17 protein-coding genes and 1 pseudogene are annotated in these 18,786 nt (G+C 57.2%); 15 read left to right on the top strand and 3 right to left on the bottom strand.

Translation table 11 applies throughout. The annotated features are described in order from the left end of the window. Nucleotides 1-5 precede the first annotated feature (5 nt). Nucleotides 6-797, bottom strand: a complete 792-nt coding sequence (gene xth, locus ABWH92_RS15530; RefSeq protein ID WP_375569891.1) for an exodeoxyribonuclease III — start codon at nt 795-797, stop codon at nt 6-8. A 17-nt stretch (nt 798-814) separates the two neighbouring features. Next, the gene (locus ABWH92_RS15525; RefSeq protein WP_375574267.1) at nt 815-1,141 is read right to left on the bottom strand and encodes a HesB/IscA family protein; all 327 of its coding nucleotides are present in this window, start codon (nt 1,139-1,141) and stop codon (nt 815-817) included. 184 nt (nt 1,142-1,325) lie between these two features. Between ABWH92_RS15525 and ABWH92_RS15520 the strand changes: the two genes are divergently transcribed. The 14 genes and pseudogenes from ABWH92_RS15520 to ABWH92_RS15455 all read left to right on the top strand — a co-directional run bounded on the left by ABWH92_RS15520 (nt 1,326) and on the right by ABWH92_RS15455 (nt 17,213). Further along, the gene (locus ABWH92_RS15520; protein WP_375569889.1) at nt 1,326-2,567 is read left to right on the top strand and encodes a deoxyguanosinetriphosphate triphosphohydrolase; all 1,242 of its coding nucleotides are present in this window, start codon (nt 1,326-1,328) and stop codon (nt 2,565-2,567) included. 41 nt (nt 2,568-2,608) lie between these two features. Next, a complete protein-coding gene (gene argS, locus ABWH92_RS15515; protein WP_375569887.1) occupies nt 2,609-4,399 on the top strand; it encodes an arginine--tRNA ligase in 1,791 nt (596 codons plus the stop codon). Between the two features lie 96 nt (nt 4,400-4,495). After that, entirely contained in the window at nt 4,496-6,361 is a 1,866-nt protein-coding gene (locus tag ABWH92_RS15510; protein WP_375569885.1) for an SPOR domain-containing protein, read from the top strand. A 36-nt stretch (nt 6,362-6,397) separates the two neighbouring features. Then, on the top strand, nt 6,398-7,504 hold the full coding sequence (nagZ, locus tag ABWH92_RS15505; RefSeq protein WP_375569883.1) for a beta-N-acetylhexosaminidase: 1,107 nt from the start codon (nt 6,398-6,400) through the stop codon (nt 7,502-7,504). A 120-nt stretch (nt 7,505-7,624) separates the two neighbouring features. Continuing rightward, nucleotides 7,625-8,440 (top strand): segregation and condensation protein A, encoded by an 816-nt coding sequence (locus ABWH92_RS15500; RefSeq protein ID WP_375569881.1) that lies wholly within the window; start codon nt 7,625-7,627, stop codon nt 8,438-8,440. Then, on the top strand, nt 8,437-9,222 hold the full coding sequence (gene scpB / locus ABWH92_RS15495; protein WP_375569879.1) for an SMC-Scp complex subunit ScpB: 786 nt from the start codon (nt 8,437-8,439) through the stop codon (nt 9,220-9,222). Before ABWH92_RS15500 ends, scpB begins: the two co-directional genes overlap by 4 nt. Beyond that, nucleotides 9,215-10,351: an ABC transporter ATP-binding protein gene (locus ABWH92_RS15490; protein ID WP_375569877.1), complete on the top strand. Its 1,137-nt coding sequence runs from the start codon at nt 9,215-9,217 to the stop codon at nt 10,349-10,351. Before scpB ends, ABWH92_RS15490 begins: the two co-directional genes overlap by 8 nt. A 174-nt stretch (nt 10,352-10,525) precedes the next feature. Then, the gene (locus tag ABWH92_RS15485) at nt 10,526-10,759 is read left to right on the top strand and encodes a twin-arginine translocase TatA/TatE family subunit (protein WP_375569875.1); all 234 of its coding nucleotides are present in this window, start codon (nt 10,526-10,528) and stop codon (nt 10,757-10,759) included. A gap of 86 nt (nt 10,760-10,845) precedes the next feature. Continuing rightward, the gene (gene tatB / locus ABWH92_RS15480; RefSeq protein WP_375569873.1) at nt 10,846-11,376 is read left to right on the top strand and encodes a Sec-independent protein translocase protein TatB; all 531 of its coding nucleotides are present in this window, start codon (nt 10,846-10,848) and stop codon (nt 11,374-11,376) included. A gap of 166 nt (nt 11,377-11,542) precedes the next feature. Beyond that, a pseudogene (gene tatC, locus ABWH92_RS15475) lies at nt 11,543-12,404 on the top strand (twin-arginine translocase subunit TatC). 48 nt (nt 12,405-12,452) lie between these two features. After that, nucleotides 12,453-13,784: a serine--tRNA ligase gene (serS, locus tag ABWH92_RS15470; protein ID WP_375569871.1), complete on the top strand. Its 1,332-nt coding sequence runs from the start codon at nt 12,453-12,455 to the stop codon at nt 13,782-13,784. Further along, nucleotides 13,784-14,578: a 5'/3'-nucleotidase SurE gene (gene surE, locus ABWH92_RS15465; RefSeq protein WP_375569869.1), complete on the top strand. Its 795-nt coding sequence runs from the start codon at nt 13,784-13,786 to the stop codon at nt 14,576-14,578. The genes serS and surE overlap by 1 nt, the downstream gene beginning before the upstream one ends. A 15-nt stretch (nt 14,579-14,593) precedes the next feature. Continuing rightward, the gene (locus ABWH92_RS15460; protein ID WP_375569867.1) at nt 14,594-15,244 is read left to right on the top strand and encodes a protein-L-isoaspartate O-methyltransferase; all 651 of its coding nucleotides are present in this window, start codon (nt 14,594-14,596) and stop codon (nt 15,242-15,244) included. 127 nt (nt 15,245-15,371) lie between these two features. Further along, on the top strand, nt 15,372-17,213 hold the full coding sequence (locus ABWH92_RS15455; protein WP_375569865.1) for a peptidoglycan DD-metalloendopeptidase family protein: 1,842 nt from the start codon (nt 15,372-15,374) through the stop codon (nt 17,211-17,213). On the opposite strand, the gene ABWH92_RS15450 is transcribed toward ABWH92_RS15455, so the two are convergent. Beyond that, on the bottom strand, nt 17,206-18,072 hold the full coding sequence (locus ABWH92_RS15450; protein ID WP_375569863.1) for an ATP-binding protein: 867 nt from the start codon (nt 18,070-18,072) through the stop codon (nt 17,206-17,208). The two genes, ABWH92_RS15455 and ABWH92_RS15450, sit on opposite strands and share 8 nt — an antisense overlap. Nucleotides 18,073-18,362: 290 nt before the next feature. Here ABWH92_RS15450 and yajC point away from each other — a divergent pair, with 290 nt between their 5' ends. Beyond that, a complete protein-coding gene (yajC, locus tag ABWH92_RS15445; protein WP_375569861.1) occupies nt 18,363-18,704 on the top strand; it encodes a preprotein translocase subunit YajC in 342 nt (113 codons plus the stop codon). Nucleotides 18,705-18,786: the final 82 nt, after the last annotated feature.

Here is an 18,786-nt window from a genome sequence, read left to right as displayed (position 1 = left end):
CATGTTCAGGCAGCGAGTTGCCCAACGACAGGCACGTGATCAGACGGCTTTTCCCAACCGCGCACATGGTCGTCAATCCGCACGCCAACGAGCTTGTCAGCCAACTGCGGTGACATCATCAGGTGATCGATCCGGATGCCATGGTTCTTTTGCCAAGCACCGGCTTGATAGTCCCAAAATGTGAAATGCTGCTCGTCGCTCACAGCACGTAAGGCATCGGTGAAGCCAAGCGCTTCCAGTTGACGCAACGCACCACGGCTTTCTGGTTGATAGAGCGCGTCATCCAGCCAAGCTTTTTCGCTGTAGAGGTCGCGCATATCTGGAATCACATTGTAGTCGCCGGCGAGCACCAAAGGCTCTTCATTGCGAAGACAGGCCTCTGCATAGCTCAGCAACCGCTCCATCCAACCAAGCTTGTAGGGGAATTTTTCTGTTCCCAGCGGATTGCCATTGGGCAAATAAAGGCAAGCAACGCGTACAACCGGTAGATCACTGTCTGCGGGCGGCTCAACCCGTGCTGTAATGAAGCGGGCTTGCTCATCGCTATCATCACCAGGCAAGCCACGCGTAACATCGCTCATCGATGTTTTCGACAGCAACGCCACACCATTGAAGCCTTTTTGGCCATGGGTCTCAACGGTGTAGCCCAGAGCCTCAAACCGATCCCTAGGGAAGGGGGCATCCTCGGACTTGATCTCTTGTAAACACGCAACATCCGGCGATGCTTCTTCGAGCCAAGCAAGCGCAGTTTCCAGGCGCGCTTTCACGCCATTGATGTTCCAGGTTGCGATGTCCATGGCGCGTGACCGGCCTTTTAAAGAGAGAAGCTCGTGCCACAGCCGCAAGAGGCCGTTGCATTGGGATTGGATATCTCGAAAGCAGCACCCATGAGCGACACTTTGTAGTCAATGATGCTGTTGGCCAGGTACGGCAAGGATACCGCATCCACCAGCACCTTCACGGCGTCATTGCCAAGAACGATATCATCATCCAGCTGGTCTTGTGTCAGTTCATATTTGTATTGAAAGCCTGAACAGCCGCCGCCTTCTACGCTCACGCGCAGCATGGTTCCGGGCGGTTCATCTTGCATCAGTATTGCCACGCGATCGAGTGCGGCTTGCGTTACCGAAACGCCTTCCACTTCCACTGGCGGAACGGTGGGCTCAGTCTGTTCACTCATCTGAACGGTCATGATCATGTCCTATGGTTTTCACCCTTGGCGCGAAGCGGCGTTATCGCTCGCCAACGCGGCAGCTTTTGACTAGAGGTAAGCATGAACGCCGCGTAGATCAAACCCAATCGAAACGATCGGACCAAACAGGCCTGTGACCGAAACGCCCGCAGACTTGCTCGCCCCCTACGCAGCCCGCGCTTTGCCCAAGCGCAATCGACTTGTCGATGAAGCCGAAACCCCGCAGCGTGGGCCCTTTCGTCGTGATCGTGATCGGATCGTCCACGCACAGGCATTCAGGCGTTTGGCGCACAAAACCCAAGTCTTCATATCTGAGGAGGGCGATCATTACCGCACGCGACTGACCCATACCATTGAGGTTGCGCAGATAGCTCGCTCTCTGGCGAGAAACCTGGCCCTGGATGCTGATCTAACCGAAGCCCTGGCCCTCGCGCATGACCTGGGGCACACGCCTTTTGGCCATACCGGTGAAGACGCGTTGGCCGCAGTGATGCAGCCCTATGGCGGTTTTGAGCACAACGCTCAAACACTGCGTATCGTCACACGGTTGGAGCAGCGTTATGCATCGTTCGATGGCCTCAATCTAACGTTTGAGACGCTCGACGGCATTATCAAGCACAACGGGCCTATGGTGGATCAAAACGGCAAGGCGAGAGACGCAAAGCTTGGTGGCATTTTGCCATTTGCTTTGACGGATTTTATGGGCCGCAATGGCGTGCAAGCTGAGACACTCCATCTTGACCAGCATGGGAGTTTGGAAGCGCAAATCGCCGCCATCTCTGATGACATCGCCTACAACACCCACGATATCGACGATGGCGTGCGGGCAGGCTTTTTTGCGCTCAACGATCTGGGCCACGTGCCTTTGGTGCGCAATGTCTTGAAAGAGATCGACACCTCGTACCAAAACATTGCCGATGAACGCCGCATGGGAGAGTTCACGCGCCGACTGATCACGCGGCTGATCATGGATGTTGAGGCGACAACCCGAACCCGTCTTCAACAGCACGGCGTTGGCAATGCTGAAGACGTAAAACGTGCTGACACCACACTCGGCGTTTTTTCAGATCCAGTGGCCGAAGATGTTTGGATGATCAAAGCCTTTCTCTTCAAGACAGTCTATCGCAATGCACAGATGATGGAGCTACGCAGGGAGGCTGATCGCGTGTTGCGTGAGTTGTTTGGCCACTTTTTTGCGCACCCTGATGAGTTGCCCAGCGATTGGCGACTGGCACCAGAACAGATGGCCGCTGGCGCGTCCGTCGCTCGTGCCATCTGCGATTTTATTGCCGGTATGACGGACCGCTATGCTTTGAACATGCACGCACGATTGTTTGACGACACGCCTGACCTGCGATACGGCGCTGCCATCTGAGCACCTGCACGCTCAACACTCCCCCTTCACCAAAGCGATTGATGATGCCCAAAACGTACGATCTGTTTGCCGATTTCCGCGCTCGTGTTCTCGCTGCGCTCGATCGATCAGGCGTGTTGGAAGGTGCGGATCGTGAGACGTTGCCACTTGGTGCAATCACCGTGGAGCCGCCACGTGATGAAAGCCACGGCGATCTTTCCACCAACGCGGCGATGGTGCTTGCCAAGCCGCTCAAATCCAATCCACGCGCCATCGCGAGTACACTCGCAGACGCCTTGGGTTCGGACACGGACATCGTCAGTGTTGATGTTGCTGGGCCCGGTTTTATCAATCTTCGCCTTGCGCCAGCCTTCTGGCAGTCCGTCCTGACCAAAATTCTCAACGAGGGTGAGAACTATGGACGCAACGTGCTCGGTACGCCCGAGGATTTGCCGAAAACCAATGTTGAATATGTGTCAGCCAATCCTACGGGGCCGATGCATGTTGGTCATTGCCGCGGCGCAGTGGTTGGTGATGCATTGGCGGCTATTGTTGAAGCAGCTGGCTATCCGGTCACTCGTGAGTACTACATCAACGATGCCGGTGGCCAAGTGGATACCTTGGCCAGGTCGACCTTTCTTCGTTACCGGGAGGCTTTAGGTGAGGACATTGGGGCAATCCCAGAGGGTCTTTATCCTGGTGAGTATCTTGTGCCTGTCGGTCAAGCGCTTGCCGAAAGCCACGGTGATGCACTTCTCGCGGTGGAAGAGGTCGAATGGCTTCCCATCGTGCGTAAAGAGTCAATTGGCGCGATGATGGATTTAATCCGAGAAGATCTATCCAGCTTGAACGTTCATCACGATGTGTTCTTCTCTGAAGCAAGCCTGCAAAATGGCGATCAGGGTGATCGTGTTGCGCAAGCCATTCACGAGTTGAAGTCTCGCGACTTGGTCTATGAAGGGCGCCTTGAAAAGCCTAAGGGCGAGAGCGCGGAAGAATGGGAAGATCGCGAGCAGACGCTTTTTCGCTCTTCTCAGTTCGGCGACGATACCGATCGAGCGTTGCTGAAATCCGATGGTAGCTACACCTATTTTGCCTCAGATATAGCCTATCACTACGACAAGTATCTTCGCGGCTTCACCAACCAGATCAATATTTTTGGCGCTGACCATGGTGGCTATGTAAAACGCATGAAGGCGGCTGTCACAGCCATGAGCGATGGCGAGGCGTCTTTGGACATTCGCCTCTGCCAGCTGGTCAAGCTTTTCCGGGCAGGCGAACCTGTGACCATGTCCAAACGCTCCGGTAATTTCGTCACGCTGCGAGATGTGGTCGACGAGGTCGGCGCTGATGCCACCCGTTTCATGATGCTTTATCGCAAGAATGATGCACCGCTGGACTTTGATTTCCAGAAGGTGACAGAGCAGTCCAAGGACAATCCTGTTTTCTATGTGCAATACGCCCATGCCCGTTGCGCATCGGTTCTTAGATTGGCCACTTCTGAATTGCCTGAAGAGGATTTCACCCCAAGGGCGCTTGAATCAGCTGACCTTTCGTTGTTGGCAGACAGTGGCGAACTCGGTCTCGTTCGTTTGATGGCGTCATGGCCGCGAACACTGGCTGCCGCTGCCGCCCATAGCGAGCCGCACCGCATCGCCTTCTATCTGCATGACCTTGCAAGCGCGCTGCACAGCCATTGGAACCGCGGCAAGGGCGAGCCCAACTTACGCTTTGTTAACCATGACAACCCATTGTTAACGCGAGCAAGAATGGCGCTGGTGACCGGTCTTGCACAGACGTTGAGCCAAGGGTTGACCTTGCTGGGCGTTGGGGCACCGGACGAAATGCGCTAAAATCGCCAAGATAGGTTCCAGGACGGAACTTTGCTTGGGTCACGCGTGAGCCACACTTAGGCCACGCTCGCAGGTAATCGGGTGAGGGTGACGCACATGAAGAACCCGAACACATCCCCGCAATCTGCCGAGGGTCAAGGATTGGACCCGCTGGAAGAGTTGGCGCGCATCATGAACGACACAAACAAAACCAACCCGAACAAACGCCCTGACGAGCCCGCTGCGCCTCAGGATGATCCACTGGATCTTGGCCTTGGTGACCAGGGGCTTGCCGAGCTGTTTGGCGACCAACGTTTTGATCAAGACCCTGTGCTAGCAACCTCCTTTGAGGCTGAGCTTGATAGCGCTGCTAATGAGCCAGCCGATGCTTTGTTCAAGGATTTGGACTTCAGCGAGATTGAGTTGCCTGGGCTGGATGATCCAGCACCCACCACGGCGGCGCCGCCTGCAATGCCGGAGACTGTCGCTCCTCCTCCGGTACCCGCACAAACACTTCCTCCTGCGGTAGATGAGGCGACCGTACCGTCACTCACCGATCATCTCACTCCGCGCCCGAGCCCTGAGCCGCAGGCCGATCCCTATGGTACCGTTCAGGAAAACGACTTGCTTGCCGCAATGGATGCCTTGGCACTTGATGAACCCGGGCAAGCAGCCGCGCCAGCGGCTTCTGCTCCACCTTTGCCGTTCGAGCAGCCTGATGTTGCCCCGCCTGCTCTTGCAGCTTCGCAAGCCGATACAACGGGTTTGGGCCAAACCGATCAAGCCAACGATTTTGGATTTGATGCTGAGCCCGATCAACAAGCAGGTTTTGCTACGTTTGAAGACTCGGTCGAAGATGAAGGGCGTTCTGGGCCCGGCAAAATGGTGCTGTTTGCACTTGCCGCTGTCGCGCTTCTGGGTGTTGGCGGCGTGATCGCATTTGGGCTTTTGTCCAGCAACAGCGCTGACGGCACGGCGCCACAAGTTATCGCTGCCGCGGAAGGCGACGATAAGGTTGAACCCACGAACACCGAAGACACGCAAGCCCGTCCCGGCGATGCTGTGTTCAGCCGTTTGGACGAAGGCGAGGCATCGGCAGAGAACACGCCAAGGGTTGTTTTACCCCAACCGGCGAATGATGGATTGCCGCTGCGATCAGGTGAACGTCTGCCTAGCGCTGACATTGCCCCTGCCGCGCCCGGCTCGACCGCCAGTCGCGCTGTTCGTACGGTCACGGTACGGGCCGATGGTACGGTTGTGGAATCCACCACACCATCGCCAGGTACAACTCAAGATGTACAAGGAGAAGCCGCTGATGCCCGTCCGGTTGAGGTGGTCTCAGTCAGTCCAAGCGGTGTAGCCGTGGATACGCAGCCCATTGCTGATGCGGTGTCAGCGGCGCAGACGGCTGCTCAGTCTGTCGAGGCGTCAACCCAAGAAGCGCTCCAGAATGCAGCTCAGGCTGCTCTTAATGAGGCAACGCAGGCTGTTGCATCGACAGCACCACCAGTGCCGGTGGCGCGGCCCGCTACGGTTCCAGTGCAAACCCAGCCCGTTCAGGTGGCACCAGCTCAAACACCCACGCAGTCACCGACGCCGATCCAGTTGGCCACACCCGCCACCGCACCCACGCAGGCCGTCACCCCGCAACCTGTTGTGACACAACCAGCAACAGCCCAGCCTGCTGCAACTGCTCCGGCTGCCACGCAACCTATCACGCCAGCGTCAGTTCCTGCAGGCGACTTTGTTGTGCAATTGGCGAGCCTTCGTTCCGAGGAGGAGGCGCGGGCCACATTCGGTCGCTTACAGAACCGCTTTGGATCGATCCTCTCTGGCTTTGGGCCAAACATTCAGCGTGCTGACCTGGGAGATCGTGGCATTTACCATCGTGTGCGTGTTGGGCCGATGGATCGTGCCGCTGCCGATAGTCTTTGCCAGCGCTATCAATCAGCCGGTGGTGACTGTTTCGTGCAGCGCCAGTAGCCTGGTTGTGCCTGGAAGGCAGACGGGAGAGTTTGTGTGACCGTTTCCCCCTTGCCTGGCGAGCGACCGCCACATTCTGGTTTGCCGAGCTCGGGCACGCGAGCCTTTATTTGTGGGCTCGAGGGCCTAATCACTACTGACTTTGAAAGAGCATATCTGAGGGAAACGAAACCCTGGGGTGTGATTCTTTTTGGCCGTAACATCGACAACCCCGATCAGGTGCGCCGTCTGGCTGCAGATGTGCGCGAAGCCCTCCAGTGGCATGCACCGATCTTGATCGATCAAGAAGGTGGTCGCGTTCAACGTTTGAAGCCTCCCCACTGGGATCGATACCCAGCCGTCAGCCGGTTTGGCGCAATGGAGCTTGCTGAACCAGGTGCTGGTGTGGAAGCTGCACAGATCGCCACCTGGTTGATTGCTGACGACCTGCTGGACGTTGGCATCAACGTGAACTGCGCACCAGTGTTAGACCTGCGTGTTGCAGGTGGCACGGACGCTATCGGGAACCGAGCCTTCCACGGTGATCCCAAAACTGTCAGTCGACTGGGGCGTGCCACCATGAATGCCTATATTGAGGCAGGCGTTGCACCCGTTATCAAGCACATCCCCGGCCACGGTCGAGCGGTGGTTGATAGCCATGTTGGATTGCCCCGCATTACCGCTGATCGTGAAACGTTGGAACGCACCGATTTTTTGCCGTTTCAAGCGCTTCGTGATGCGCCCTTGGCGATGACCGGGCATCTCATTTTCGAGGCTATCGATCCCGATAATCCAGTGACACTGTCGCCGGCTATGATTGGCATCATTCGCGAGCAGATCGGCTTTGATGGCGCATTGATGACGGACGATCTGTCCATGGGTGCCTTGTCTGGCTCGATGGTCGAGCGTGCCACACGCTCGCTGTCAGCAGGGTGTGATTTGGCACTGCACTGCAATGGTATGCGCGGTGAGATGGAGGCAATTCGTGATGCCGTTCCGTTGCTGGAAGGCCGCTCGGCTGAGCGTTGTGTTGCCGCGTTGGCACGCTTGGGGCACCAAACTCTGGACCGCGCCACTCTGACAGACCGTCTGGAAACGCTGTTTGCAAGCTTCGCTGTCGATGAGGTAGGCCAAGACCCCACTGTCTTTGGTCGCCAGACGTAGCGAACGGCAGCGAGCCTTTAACTTCGCGGCCAAGCCATGCTAACCCACCACCACTGTTCCTACGGCGAAACGTTGTCAAAAACGTCGCTCGCCCGTTGCCCTTTGAACCACACGAGCGCTATGCCCGATCTTTTCGACACCAATGCTGCGGTTGTAGAGCCCGATCCACGTGAGGCGTTTGTGGTGGATATCGATGGGTTTGAAGGCCCCATCGATTTGCTTCTCGCGATGGCGCGCACCCAAAAAGTCGATTTGGAGCACATCTCAATCGTCGCGCTGGTGGACCAGTACGCCGACTTCATCGAAGAAGCACGCACCAAACGCTTGGAACTGGCCGCTGACTATCTGGTGATGGCTGCCTGGCTTGCTTATCTCAAGTCACGCCTCCTGTTGCCTGATCCTCCGTCTGACGATGAACCCAATCCTCAGGAAATGGCCGACGCTCTGGCCTTGCGCTTGCAGAAGCTTGACGCGGTTCGCACTGCTTCCAACGCTCTTTGGCGCCAGCCCATGAAAAATGTTCATCTGTTCCCAACTCATCGGGTTAGGCCGATTGGTGTTCAGGCTGATGCCCCTTGGACTGCTGAACTATTTGACTTGATAGATGCCTACGCCGCCATTCAAACGCGCAAACTTGATGGCACCATCACCATGTCCCGCCGTGAAGTTTGGTCGCTGGCGGATGCCCGTGCGCTTGTTGAGAAAGCGCTTGGTGACCTGGCGCAGTGGACACCCTTTGATGTTGTCTTGGCAGCGCAGAGTGCACTGCGTGAGACGGTCAGCACGCGCGAAGGCATGAAGGCCTCCGCTTTTGCCGCCAGCCTGGAGTTGGTGCGTGAAGGCCAAGCTGAGCTTCGTCAGGATGGCGCCTTTGCACCGCTGCTGGTGCGCGCCGCTCGTCAAGACAAGGGCGCGCAGGACGGGGAGGGTGCATGAGCACGGAGCCTCAGTCCGCAATCGCGCCAGCAGCCGAGGATGCATCTAGCGAGCGTCTGGAACACGACGGCGCTATGCCCGACGTGCCGTTCGATGAAGCCGTTCGCATCGTCGAAGCTATGCTGTTTGTTAGTGATGAGCCTCTAACGGCTAAAGCGTTGAGCCAATATGTTGGTGATGCTTTGGAGCCAGTCGTGGAGCATCTGAAAGAGCGTTACGCGACGTCTGGCGTCACCTTGGTGTCTGTGGCTGGCGGTTATGCATTGCGCACAGCCAGCGACCTTTCTTATCTGTTCGAGGAGCAAGCCAGCGAGCCGAAAAAGCTGTCTCGCGCTGCCCTGGAGACATTGGCCATCATTGCTTACCATCAACCTGTCACGCGTGCTGAGATTGAAGAGATACGCGGTGTGTCCGCCTCTAAAGGCACACTCGATGTTCTTCTCGAGACGGGATGGGTGCGCATGCGAGGGCGCCGCCGTACGCCGGGCCGCCCAGTGACCTATGGCACGACGCCTGCGTTCCTCGATCAGTTCACGCTTGCCAGCGTTGGTGACTTGCCAGGCCTTGACGAGCTGAAGGGAGCAGGCTTGCTGGAAGCCATTCCCCAAGGCGCCTTGTCAGTGATGCCAACCGGCGACTCTGATCAGCTTTCAGATGATGAAGATCCTCTCGATGAGGACGGTGCTGCAACCGAGCGTTCGGCGATGGCACTTTGGCCGCAAGACGAGTTAGAGCAGTCTGTGCCAGGCGCTCCGGACGAGGAGCATAGCCGCGATGGATAAGGCCATTGCCTCCAACGCGCGTTTGGACTTTGACTGGGGAGAACCAGGCACCCAACCAGCAAGCGTAGCAACAGGCGTCACGATTGAAGGGCTGCACCACAGCTATGGTGGTGATGATGCCGTTGGTGGCATCTCACTGAGTGTGGAACCGGGTGAAATTGTTTGTCTTCTTGGTCATTCCGGCTGCGGTAAGACCACGCTCTTGCGTCTGCTGGCTGGTATCGAGCAACCCTATGCTGGCACGATCCGTATTGATGAGCGTGTTGTCGCCGGGCCTGGCACGTTTGTGGTGCCCGAAAAACGTGAAGTCGGATTGATGTTCCAAGACTTCGCGCTCTTTCCGCATCTGACAGTGCTAGAAAACGTAACCTTTGGCCTCAATACGCTGAAAAAAGAAGATCGGCGCCGTGAGGCGATGCGAGCCCTTGGCCGCGTTGGCTTGGAGCACACAGCTGAAGATCATCCACACATGCTTTCTGGCGGCATGCAGCAACGCGTTGCTTTGGCCCGCGCCATTGTACCGCGTCCGCGCGTGATGCTGATGGATGAGCCGTTTTCCGGCCTTGATCGTCGAACACGCGACAGAGTGCGGGATGAAACTCTAACGATCCTGCGAGAGATGCGGGCGACCACCATTGTGGTCACCCATGATCCTGATGAGGCGCTACGTATCGCAGATCGCATTGTGCTGATGCGCAAGGGAAAGATCGTGCAAGATGGGCACGCTCGCGCGTTCTACGAAAAACCGGCCGATCTTTTTGCAGCCCGCTTTTTTCACGAACTCAATGAGTTTGAAGGTGTCGCCCAAGGGGAGCTTGTTGCAACGCCGCTGGGCATGATCGCTGCACCTGGTCATGCCGATGGAACGCATCTTCTGATCGGAGTGCGGCAGTCAGCCATCGCCATCGACCAAGATGAAGGGGCAGGAAACGGGTTGCCTGCCCGTGTTCGGGCCGTTCAATTCTTGGGCGAGGCCGATCTTTTGCACTTGGCTGTGCCGGGTTACGAGCGGCCCGTGTTTGCGCGCACCACACGGACTGACCAGTTCAAGAGAGGGCAATCGGTCACCATCGCGATTCACCGCGATGCAGCTTTGATCTTTCAAAAACCCGATGCACAACCTACATAAGTGGGATGCCATTCCGGTTGGTGGCGCCTTTGGCTTGACGTGAGCCTAGGTTGCGGGCCAAGTCCGGTGACATCGTTTTAAACGGCTGCCCCGGCAGTCAGTGGACCCCATCGTTCTATCGCGAGGGTGTCGAACCAAGATATCGCGTCGAAAAGGCGCTAAGGGAGTTGCGTTATGGTTCCAGGTTGGATGCAAATTCTGCTGGTGGTTTTGTTGATTGTTCTGCTTTTTGGACGCGGCAAAATTTCCGAATTTATGGGTGATCTCGCCAAGGGCATCAACAGCTTCAAAACTGGCCTTGCTGGTGATGAAAAAGATGATGATGGCCGCACAATCGAGCACACTGCCGAAGAGACTGTCAGCACCACGGCTAGCACCACGCCGGCAGACGAAAGCAAGCAAAGCTAGTCTGCTTTGATGGGTGCTAAGGCGCTGAACGGGGTGTGCAGCACATCGCTGCATAAGCCGAGCAAGCGGCTGCGTTTGGAGGCGACATGTTCGACATAGGAGGCGTTGAGCTGCTTGTGATCGCCGCTGTGGCGATCCTTGTGGTTGGTCCGCGCGAACTGCCAGCCATGCTGCGCGGCATTGGCAAGGTCGTGCGCCAAGCGCGTGAAATGACCAGCAGCGTCCAGCGTCAGTTCAACGATGCGCTCAAAGAAGCTGAACTCGATGATGTCAAAAAGACAATCGACGATGTTCGCTCACTCAACCCTGCAACCCAGATCAAACGCACAATTGCCAAGGAAATGAAGCCGCTGACCGATGTTGATGATAGTTTGAAAACGGCGGGACAAGCCAGCAGTATTGGCAAGGCAGAGGTAAAACCTTCCGGCACTGAAGCGGATAAAGCTGCCAAACTAGGTGGGAACACAGCCGGAGATGGGTCGACACTCACGCCCGCCAAACCGCGCGTAAAGGCACCCACGACCGAAGTGGCTCCCGCCCCGGCTGCCAAGGCGCAAAGCGAAGCCGCAGCGGCATCTGAACCCGCCAAAAAAACCGGAACTGACGATGGCGGATAAGCCGGATCCTGTTGAGGGCGCATCTCACGCCAAACCTGACACCCCAACGGATACGAATGAAGCCGATACCCCGTCGGACGGCGAACCTGTGTCTCTAACGCCCGCTCCCAAGTCTGAAACGTCTCACAAAGAGGCCAAAGGCGAGGAAAGAGCCGAAACGCCCAAAATGTCTGCCAAGGAATTGCCGGCGGAAGATGATCCGCTGGAGGATGATGCAGAGCCCGAAGACGAGGTGGAGCAATCACGCGCGCCACTCATCACGCACCTTATCGAGCTGCGCCAGCGTTTATTCTACGCGGTCATCGCGTTCGGTGTTGCCTTCGTGGGCTGCTACTTTGTCGCTGATCAGATTTTCAACATCCTGCTTGGTCCGTTCGAGCAAGCAAAAGGTGAGACGTCTGAGCTGGAACTGATCTTTACAGCGCCACAGGAGTTCTTTTTCACCCAGTTGCGCATTGCGCTGTTTGGCGCGCTCTTCATAGCTTTCCCGGTGATTGCGACGCAGATCTATATGTTTATGGCGCCTGGCCTTTATAAGAACGAAAAGGCGGCCTTCCGGCCCTATTTGATCGCCACGCCTATTCTTTTCGCGATGGGCGCGGCGCTGGTTTACTTCGTCGTCATGCCGCTGGCGCTCAATTTCTTCCTGTCCTTTGAGCAACAGGGAGGTGATGGCGAAGCCAGCATTCAGCTGATGGCGCGCACCAGCGAATATCTTAGCCTCATCATGACGCTCATCTTCGCCTTTGGGTTGGTGTTCCAGCTGCCCATTGTGCTCACCTTGTTAGGACGCATGGGCGTAGTTTCATCGGCCGGTCTGGCAGCCAAGCGCAAATATGCCATTGTTGCCACGTTCTTGGCGGCAGCGTTCCTCACTCCGCCTGACCCAATCAGTCAAATCGGCCTTGCGGTGCCCACGCTGCTTCTTTACGAGGCTTCCATCTGGATGGTTCGAACTCGTGGAAAAGCGGCAAGCCGCTGAACGGGGCGAAGATGATACTGACACAAAGGCTGAAGCTTCGGCATAAACCGCATTTGGTTTGGGTCCTCCGCTTTGCCCAACACCAAGTACCGATATGCTCGATATTCGCCTGATCCGTGACAACCCTGCTGCTTTGGACGATGCGCTGAAAAAGCGTGGTGCTGAGCCCGCTTCTGCCGAGATTTTGAAGCTGGACGACGCACGCCGCGACCATCTGACAAAGCTTCAGGATGCGCAAAGTGCGCGCAACACGGCGTCGAAGGCCATCGGCAAGGCCAAAGCAACTGGCGACGAAGCTGAAGCCGCGCGGCTGATAGAGGAAGTGGCCAAGCACAAAGCCTTTATCCAAGAGGGTGAAGACGAAGAGCGTCGCCTCACACATGCGCTGGACGACGCTCTGGCCAGCTTGCCCAACATCCCGCTTGACGATGTCCCGGAGGGGGCAGACGAAGATGACAATGTCGAGGTTCGCCTGGGCGGTCAAAAGCCCACCCTCGGCTTTGATGGCAAAGAGCATTTCGAACTTGGTGAGGCTATGGGCCTTATGGATTTCGAAACAGCAGCCAAGCTGTCCGGCTCGCGCTTTTGCGTCATGAAGGGCGCATTGGCCAAGCTTGAACGCGCACTCGGCCAGTTCATGCTGAACACGCAGGTCGGCAAAAATGGCTACCAGGAGATCGCCCCGCCCTTGCTGGTGCGCGATGAGGTGATGTTCGGCACCGGACAGCTGCCCAAGTTCGCTGACGATCTCTTCCGCACCGCTAAAGATGATGAGGATGGTGAGCGATCAAACAACGACCAGACAAGTCTGTGGATGATCCCAACCGCGGAAGTGCCGCTCACCAATCTTGCACGAGAAAGCATCGTGGATGCTGAAACCCTGCCGCATCGGCTGGCGGCGTTGACCCCGTGTTTTCGAGCAGAGGCAGGGTCTGCAGGCCGCGATACTAAAGGCTATTTGCGACAGCACCAATTCAACAAAGTTGAGATGGTGTCGATCACCCATCCGGACGAGAGCGATGCAGAGCTTGAACGCATGACCGCGTGTGCTGAAGGCGTTCTGGCCGATCTTGGTTTGCACACGCGCACGGTGGTGCTGTGCACTGGCGACATGGGCTTTGGTGCCCGCAAAACCTACGACATTGAGGTCTGGTTGCCTGGGCAGCACAAGTATCGTGAAATTTCCAGCTGCTCCACCTGTGGCGATTTCCAAGCGCGACGTATGAATGCGCGCTACCGTGACGCGAACGGAAAGCCGCAGTTCGTGCACACGCTTAACGGCTCAGGCGTTGCGGCGGGTCGCGCCCTCATCGCGGTTATGGAAAACTATCAAACCGAAGATGGTGGCCTTCGCATACCGGATGTTCTGGTGCCATACATGGGCGGTACGACGCTTATCTCCGCCAATGGGCAAGAGGTCACCTGATGCGTATTCTTGTCACCAATGATGATGGCATCCATGCCAAGGGCCTTGGCCACCTGGTTCGGGTCGCTGAGCAAATTGGTGATGAGGTTTGGACCGTCGCGCCGGAAACTGATCAATCAGGTGTGGCGCACTCCATGTCGCTCAATGATCCCTTGCGGCTTCGCAAAGTCGGTGAGCGTGCCTATGCGGTGCGCGGCACACCCACAGACTGCGTGCTCATGGCTGTGCGTCACGTGATGCCAGAGCCGCCTGATTTGATTCTCTCAGGCTTTAACAAGGGCCAGAACCTCGCTGAGGACATCACCTACTCTGGAACTGTTGCCGCGGCCATAGAGGGCACCATCCTTGGCGTGCGCAGCATTGCCTTGTCGCAAGCTTACTCTTTCGCTCCTGATACCGAGCCACCCTACGAAACTGGCGAGGCGTTAGCCCCTGATATCTTGCGCAAACTCCTCCAATTGGATTTGCCGCGTGAAACGCTGCTCAACATCAATTTCCCGAATCGCGCGCCCGGCGCAATTGAAGGTGTACGAGTGACTGGGCAAGGGCGTCGCAACATTGATTTCCTGGCCATAGACAAACGGATGGATGGTCGCGGAAACGCGTATTACTGGTTAGCCTACAATGGGCAAAATGCCGATCCTGACATTGGAACAGATTTAGAGAGCGTTCGCGCTGGCTATGTTTCGGTCACACCGCTTTCCGTTGACATGACCGACCACGCAAGCCGCAGTGCAGTGGCCGGAGCTTTGGGGCTGGGAACGGATGGGCAGGATGGGCCCGATAGCCAATAGCCTCAGGACTGCCCCATGAGCAGCGATGATGCGTTGCGCCGTGCGAGCTTTGTGCTTGGCCTGCGTTCCATGGGCATCACCGATCATCGCTTAGTCAGTGCCTTTGAAGCGACGAGGCGTGAAGTGTTCGCGCCAGACCAGTATGCAGCTGATGCATATGCGGACCGCTTGATCCCAATTGCATGCGGCCAAATCATGGAAGCACCAAGTGTGTTGGCCCGTTTGCTCCAAGCAGTGCCCGTTGAAGCAGACATGTCGGTGCTCGAGATTGGTGCAGGATCCGGATATTTCTCGGCCTTGCTGGGCAAGCTTGCGCGGCGCGTGGTCGCGCTTGAGCGGTTTCGAAGCCTCGTTGAAGGTGCGCGCGCATCTCTAGAGAGCCAAAGCATATCCAATGTTGACTTGGCATTGTGCGACGGTCACGGCGGATGGCCTTCTGCCGGACCTTATCAGGCTATTTTTGTAACCGGATCCGTTGAATCGCCCAGCCCAGCTTGGTTGGAGCAGCTTGCACCCGGCGGCAGATTGATCGCGCCAATAGGGCCGAAGGTCGGCGCTCAAACGTGGGTGCGTTTCTCAAAAGATGCCGATGGTGGCATTGAACAAGAGGTAACCGCGCCTGCATTCGCGGTTCCCTTGGAGCAGGGCTTGGCCCGCGCGCTTTAGCGCTGTTTGACGTTCAAAAACGTCCTTTTGCTTCGCAAATCCTTGCTTTCTGCGCCGCTTTAAGCCTTCGGCAACATTAATGGTGTTTTGATGCAGACCGTAAGTTTGTGTGTTGTGAGTAAGTGTAATGCGTACAATGTCACGCGGTCCGTTGCGTCGCAGGGCTTTTCGGCTTGGCTTGTTATCCGTAACGGCAGTTTTCGTTTCTGCCTGTTCGTCTGACTCCGACCGTCTGAGTTTCTTTGGTGTAGACCAGGCACAGCCGACCACAGTTGCTGTCAGCCAGCCAAGCGTTCAGGCGACATACACGCAGCCGCAAGTCACTTACCAGCAGCCGACGTTCCAGGCCGCTCCGCAAATCAGTGCGCCTCAAGTTACAGCGTCTGGCGCGCAGCCACTTGCACAGCCAGCACCTTACACAGCGCCAACATTCACGGCGCCTGGCTACCCGCAAACAACTGCGAGTATTAGTCGGCCAACAGTCCAGGCGCAGCCGACCGTCCAGGCCCTACCTCAGCGGGTTGTTCAGCAGCCGACCTACACCGCAGTCCAGCGCGCGCCAGTAAGTGCGCCCACAGCGCATCTGGCCCAAACGCCCGGCGGTCTCGTCGGTGCACAGGTTCCACGCACCACACAGGTGGCGTCTGTCCAGGCGCCGCGTGTTGTCTATCAACAGCCGCAAGTGACGTATCAGCAGCCAACATTCCAGGCAGTGCCACAGACGCAACCTGCACCGATCACAACAGCCTCCATCGGTGCGCCACAGGTGATCATGCCGCAGCGTGTGTCGCCCGATCCGATCACAACAGCGTCGATTCCTCCTGTTCAGTCGGCACCTACAACTTTGCCGACGCCGCAGATGATGCCTGCGCAGTTGCCGAGCCAAACCAGCCGGGAAGCGGGCTGGTCAGCCGTTGGTGGCACACGGGTTCAGGTTCAACAGGGCGAGACCATGTTCTCCATGTCGCGCCGTTATGGCATTCCCGTTGATGTCCTTCAGCGCGTGAACAACATTTCCAACCCATCGTCAGTGCGCGTTGGCCAGCAAATCATTATTCCCGTCTATTCCACAACGTCATCCGGGACGAGCGTGGCCAGTGCTGGCGTCGACACCACATTCACTGGGTCGACACCTGCAACCTCCGCAACACGACGCGTGCCGTCACCAACGCCACGCCCGACTAGCTTGCGCTCGGTGGCCACGGCACAGCCAAGCCTGCCGGCACGTCCCCAGACGGTGACACAGACTGCGCAAGTCATGCCAACAGCGGGCACGCACGTTGTGGCCTCGGGTGAGACGCTCTACTCAATCGCGCGCCGCTATAACATGTCGGCCCAGCAGTTGATTGCGGCGAACTCGATCTCCAACCCTAACGCGATCCGTATTGGTCAGCGTCTTGTGGTCTCTTCATCTGGTCAGGCTCTGCCACCTGTTGCTCAGTTGCCAGCGCCCACCCAGACGCCGGCTGAAGTGGTTGCCTCACGCAGCTACACGCCACCAAGACCGGCCGAAACGCAGGCTGTTGTCCAGCAAACCGCCGCCATTCAGCAGGTTGCTGCACGCAATGATGATATCGCCGAACAAACGCCGCTCCAGTTCCGCTGGCCGATCCGCGGTCGCGTGCTGTCAGGCTTTGGCGTTCAGGACAATGGCGTGCGCAACGACGGTGTGAACATTGCCGTGCCGGAGGGGGCGTCGATCCGCGCCGCTGAAGAGGGTGAAGTTGTCTACGCTGGCAACGAACTTCGCGGCTTTGGTAACTTGGTGTTGGTTCAGCACCGTGGCGGCTATGTCACCGCCTATGCACACAACAGCCGTCTGGACGTTCAACGCGGTGACCGTGTCAGCCGCGGCGACGTGATTGCTCGGGCCGGATCAACCGGTGATGTGGATACACCGCAACTGCACTTTGAGATTCGTCGCGGTACAACACCCGTCGATCCAGGGCCTTACTTGCCGTCTAGCTAAGTGACAGTCCGGCTCTTCCAGCGGCATCTTGTATGAACTGCCACGCCACGCGGCCCGATCTTGCACCGCGTGTCGTTGCCCATTCCAAAGCATCCCGATGTAGATCAGTGGCTTCGCCCGGCAGGCCAAAATGCCGGTGGTAGGCATCCACCATTGCCAGATACTCATCCTGCGAGCACTTGTGGAAGCCAAGCCACAGGCCAAAGCGATCGGAAAGCGACACCTTTTCTTCGATCGCATCGCCCGGATTGATCGCCGAGCTGCTTTCATTGTCGATCATGTCGCGTGGCAGCAGGTGCCTTCTGTTGGACGTGGCATAGAACAGCACATTGTCCGGACGTCCCTCCAAACCACCTTCGAGGGCAGCCTTCAGTGATTTGTAGGTGGTCTCACCCGCATCGAAGGACAGGTCATCGCAGAAAACGATCACGCGATACGGTTCGGTCCGCAAACGTGCCAACAACACTGGTAGCGAGGCAATGTCTTCCCGGTGCACTTCAATCAATTTCAGACGTTCTTCGCCTGATCGGCTTTCATTGATGTAGGCGTGAACCGCCTTGACCAACGATGATTTGCCTTGGCCCCGGGCGCCCCAGAGCAAAGCGTTGTTCGCTGCAACGCCGCTGGCAAAGCGTTGTGTGTTGTCCAGCAGTGTATCCCGTGACCGGTTGATACCTTTGAGAAGATCAAGTGGCAGCGCGGCGACATGCGCGAGTGGCATGAGACTTTTGTCATCAGATTGCCAAACGAATGCATCCGCACTGCCCAGCGATAGATCGATTGGAGCGGGTGGCGCCAAGCGCTCTAAGGCGTCGGCAATACGGCGCAAAACCACGCCATTCTCGTTTAACTCGTCCATCGAAGATCCTCGTTCGCGTCCTTGCCGGGGTCGCTTGGTGGGAAAACCCGCCACAACCGTGTGCGATGTCTCTTGTGGTTGCGGCGCGAAACGCTTAATCGAAAAACGCGTTTAGACTGCACGCTGCTTGCCTGCCAAGGCGAGGGGCAGGGTTTTCGGTACTCTGATCAGGCAAAGGGTGCGCCATGTTGGCACCTAGCCTGGTAAGTTCCGAGCCTGGTCACCATCATTGAAAAGGCGAGAAGCCTGGCGGCTGTGTCACCACGGTCCGCCACCCAAGGAGAGTTTTTATGTTCGTAACCCCCGCTTACGCTCAGGCCGCAGGTGCTGCCGGTGGTGGCAGCCTTGTCATGTCGATTCTGCCGTTCATCCTCATTTTTGTCATCATGTGGTTCTTGATCATCCGTCCGCAGCGTCAGCAGATGAAACGCCACAAGGAAATGATCGCCAATGTTCGCCGGAACGACACCATTGTGACGTCCGGCGGTATCATCGGCAAAGTGACCAAGGTGCTTGATGACGACGCCAACGAAATTGAGGTGCAGGTTTCCGATGGTGTGAAAATCCGCGTGGTGCGTTCCATGATCCAGGATGTGCGCGCCAAAGCTGAACCAGTCGCTGCCAACGATTGATATCTGTCGCACAAGCGCCGGTCCCAAATCCGGCGCTTGCTTATGTCCGCCTTTCACTGCAAGCCACCTTCGATAGGTCACG

Source organism: Ahrensia marina (genome assembly GCF_042140245.1).
GTDB lineage: Bacteria > Pseudomonadota > Alphaproteobacteria > Rhizobiales > MH13 > MH13.
The sequence above is the reverse complement of the archived record's forward strand: the minus strand, read 5'-3'. Positions and strand labels throughout refer to the sequence as shown.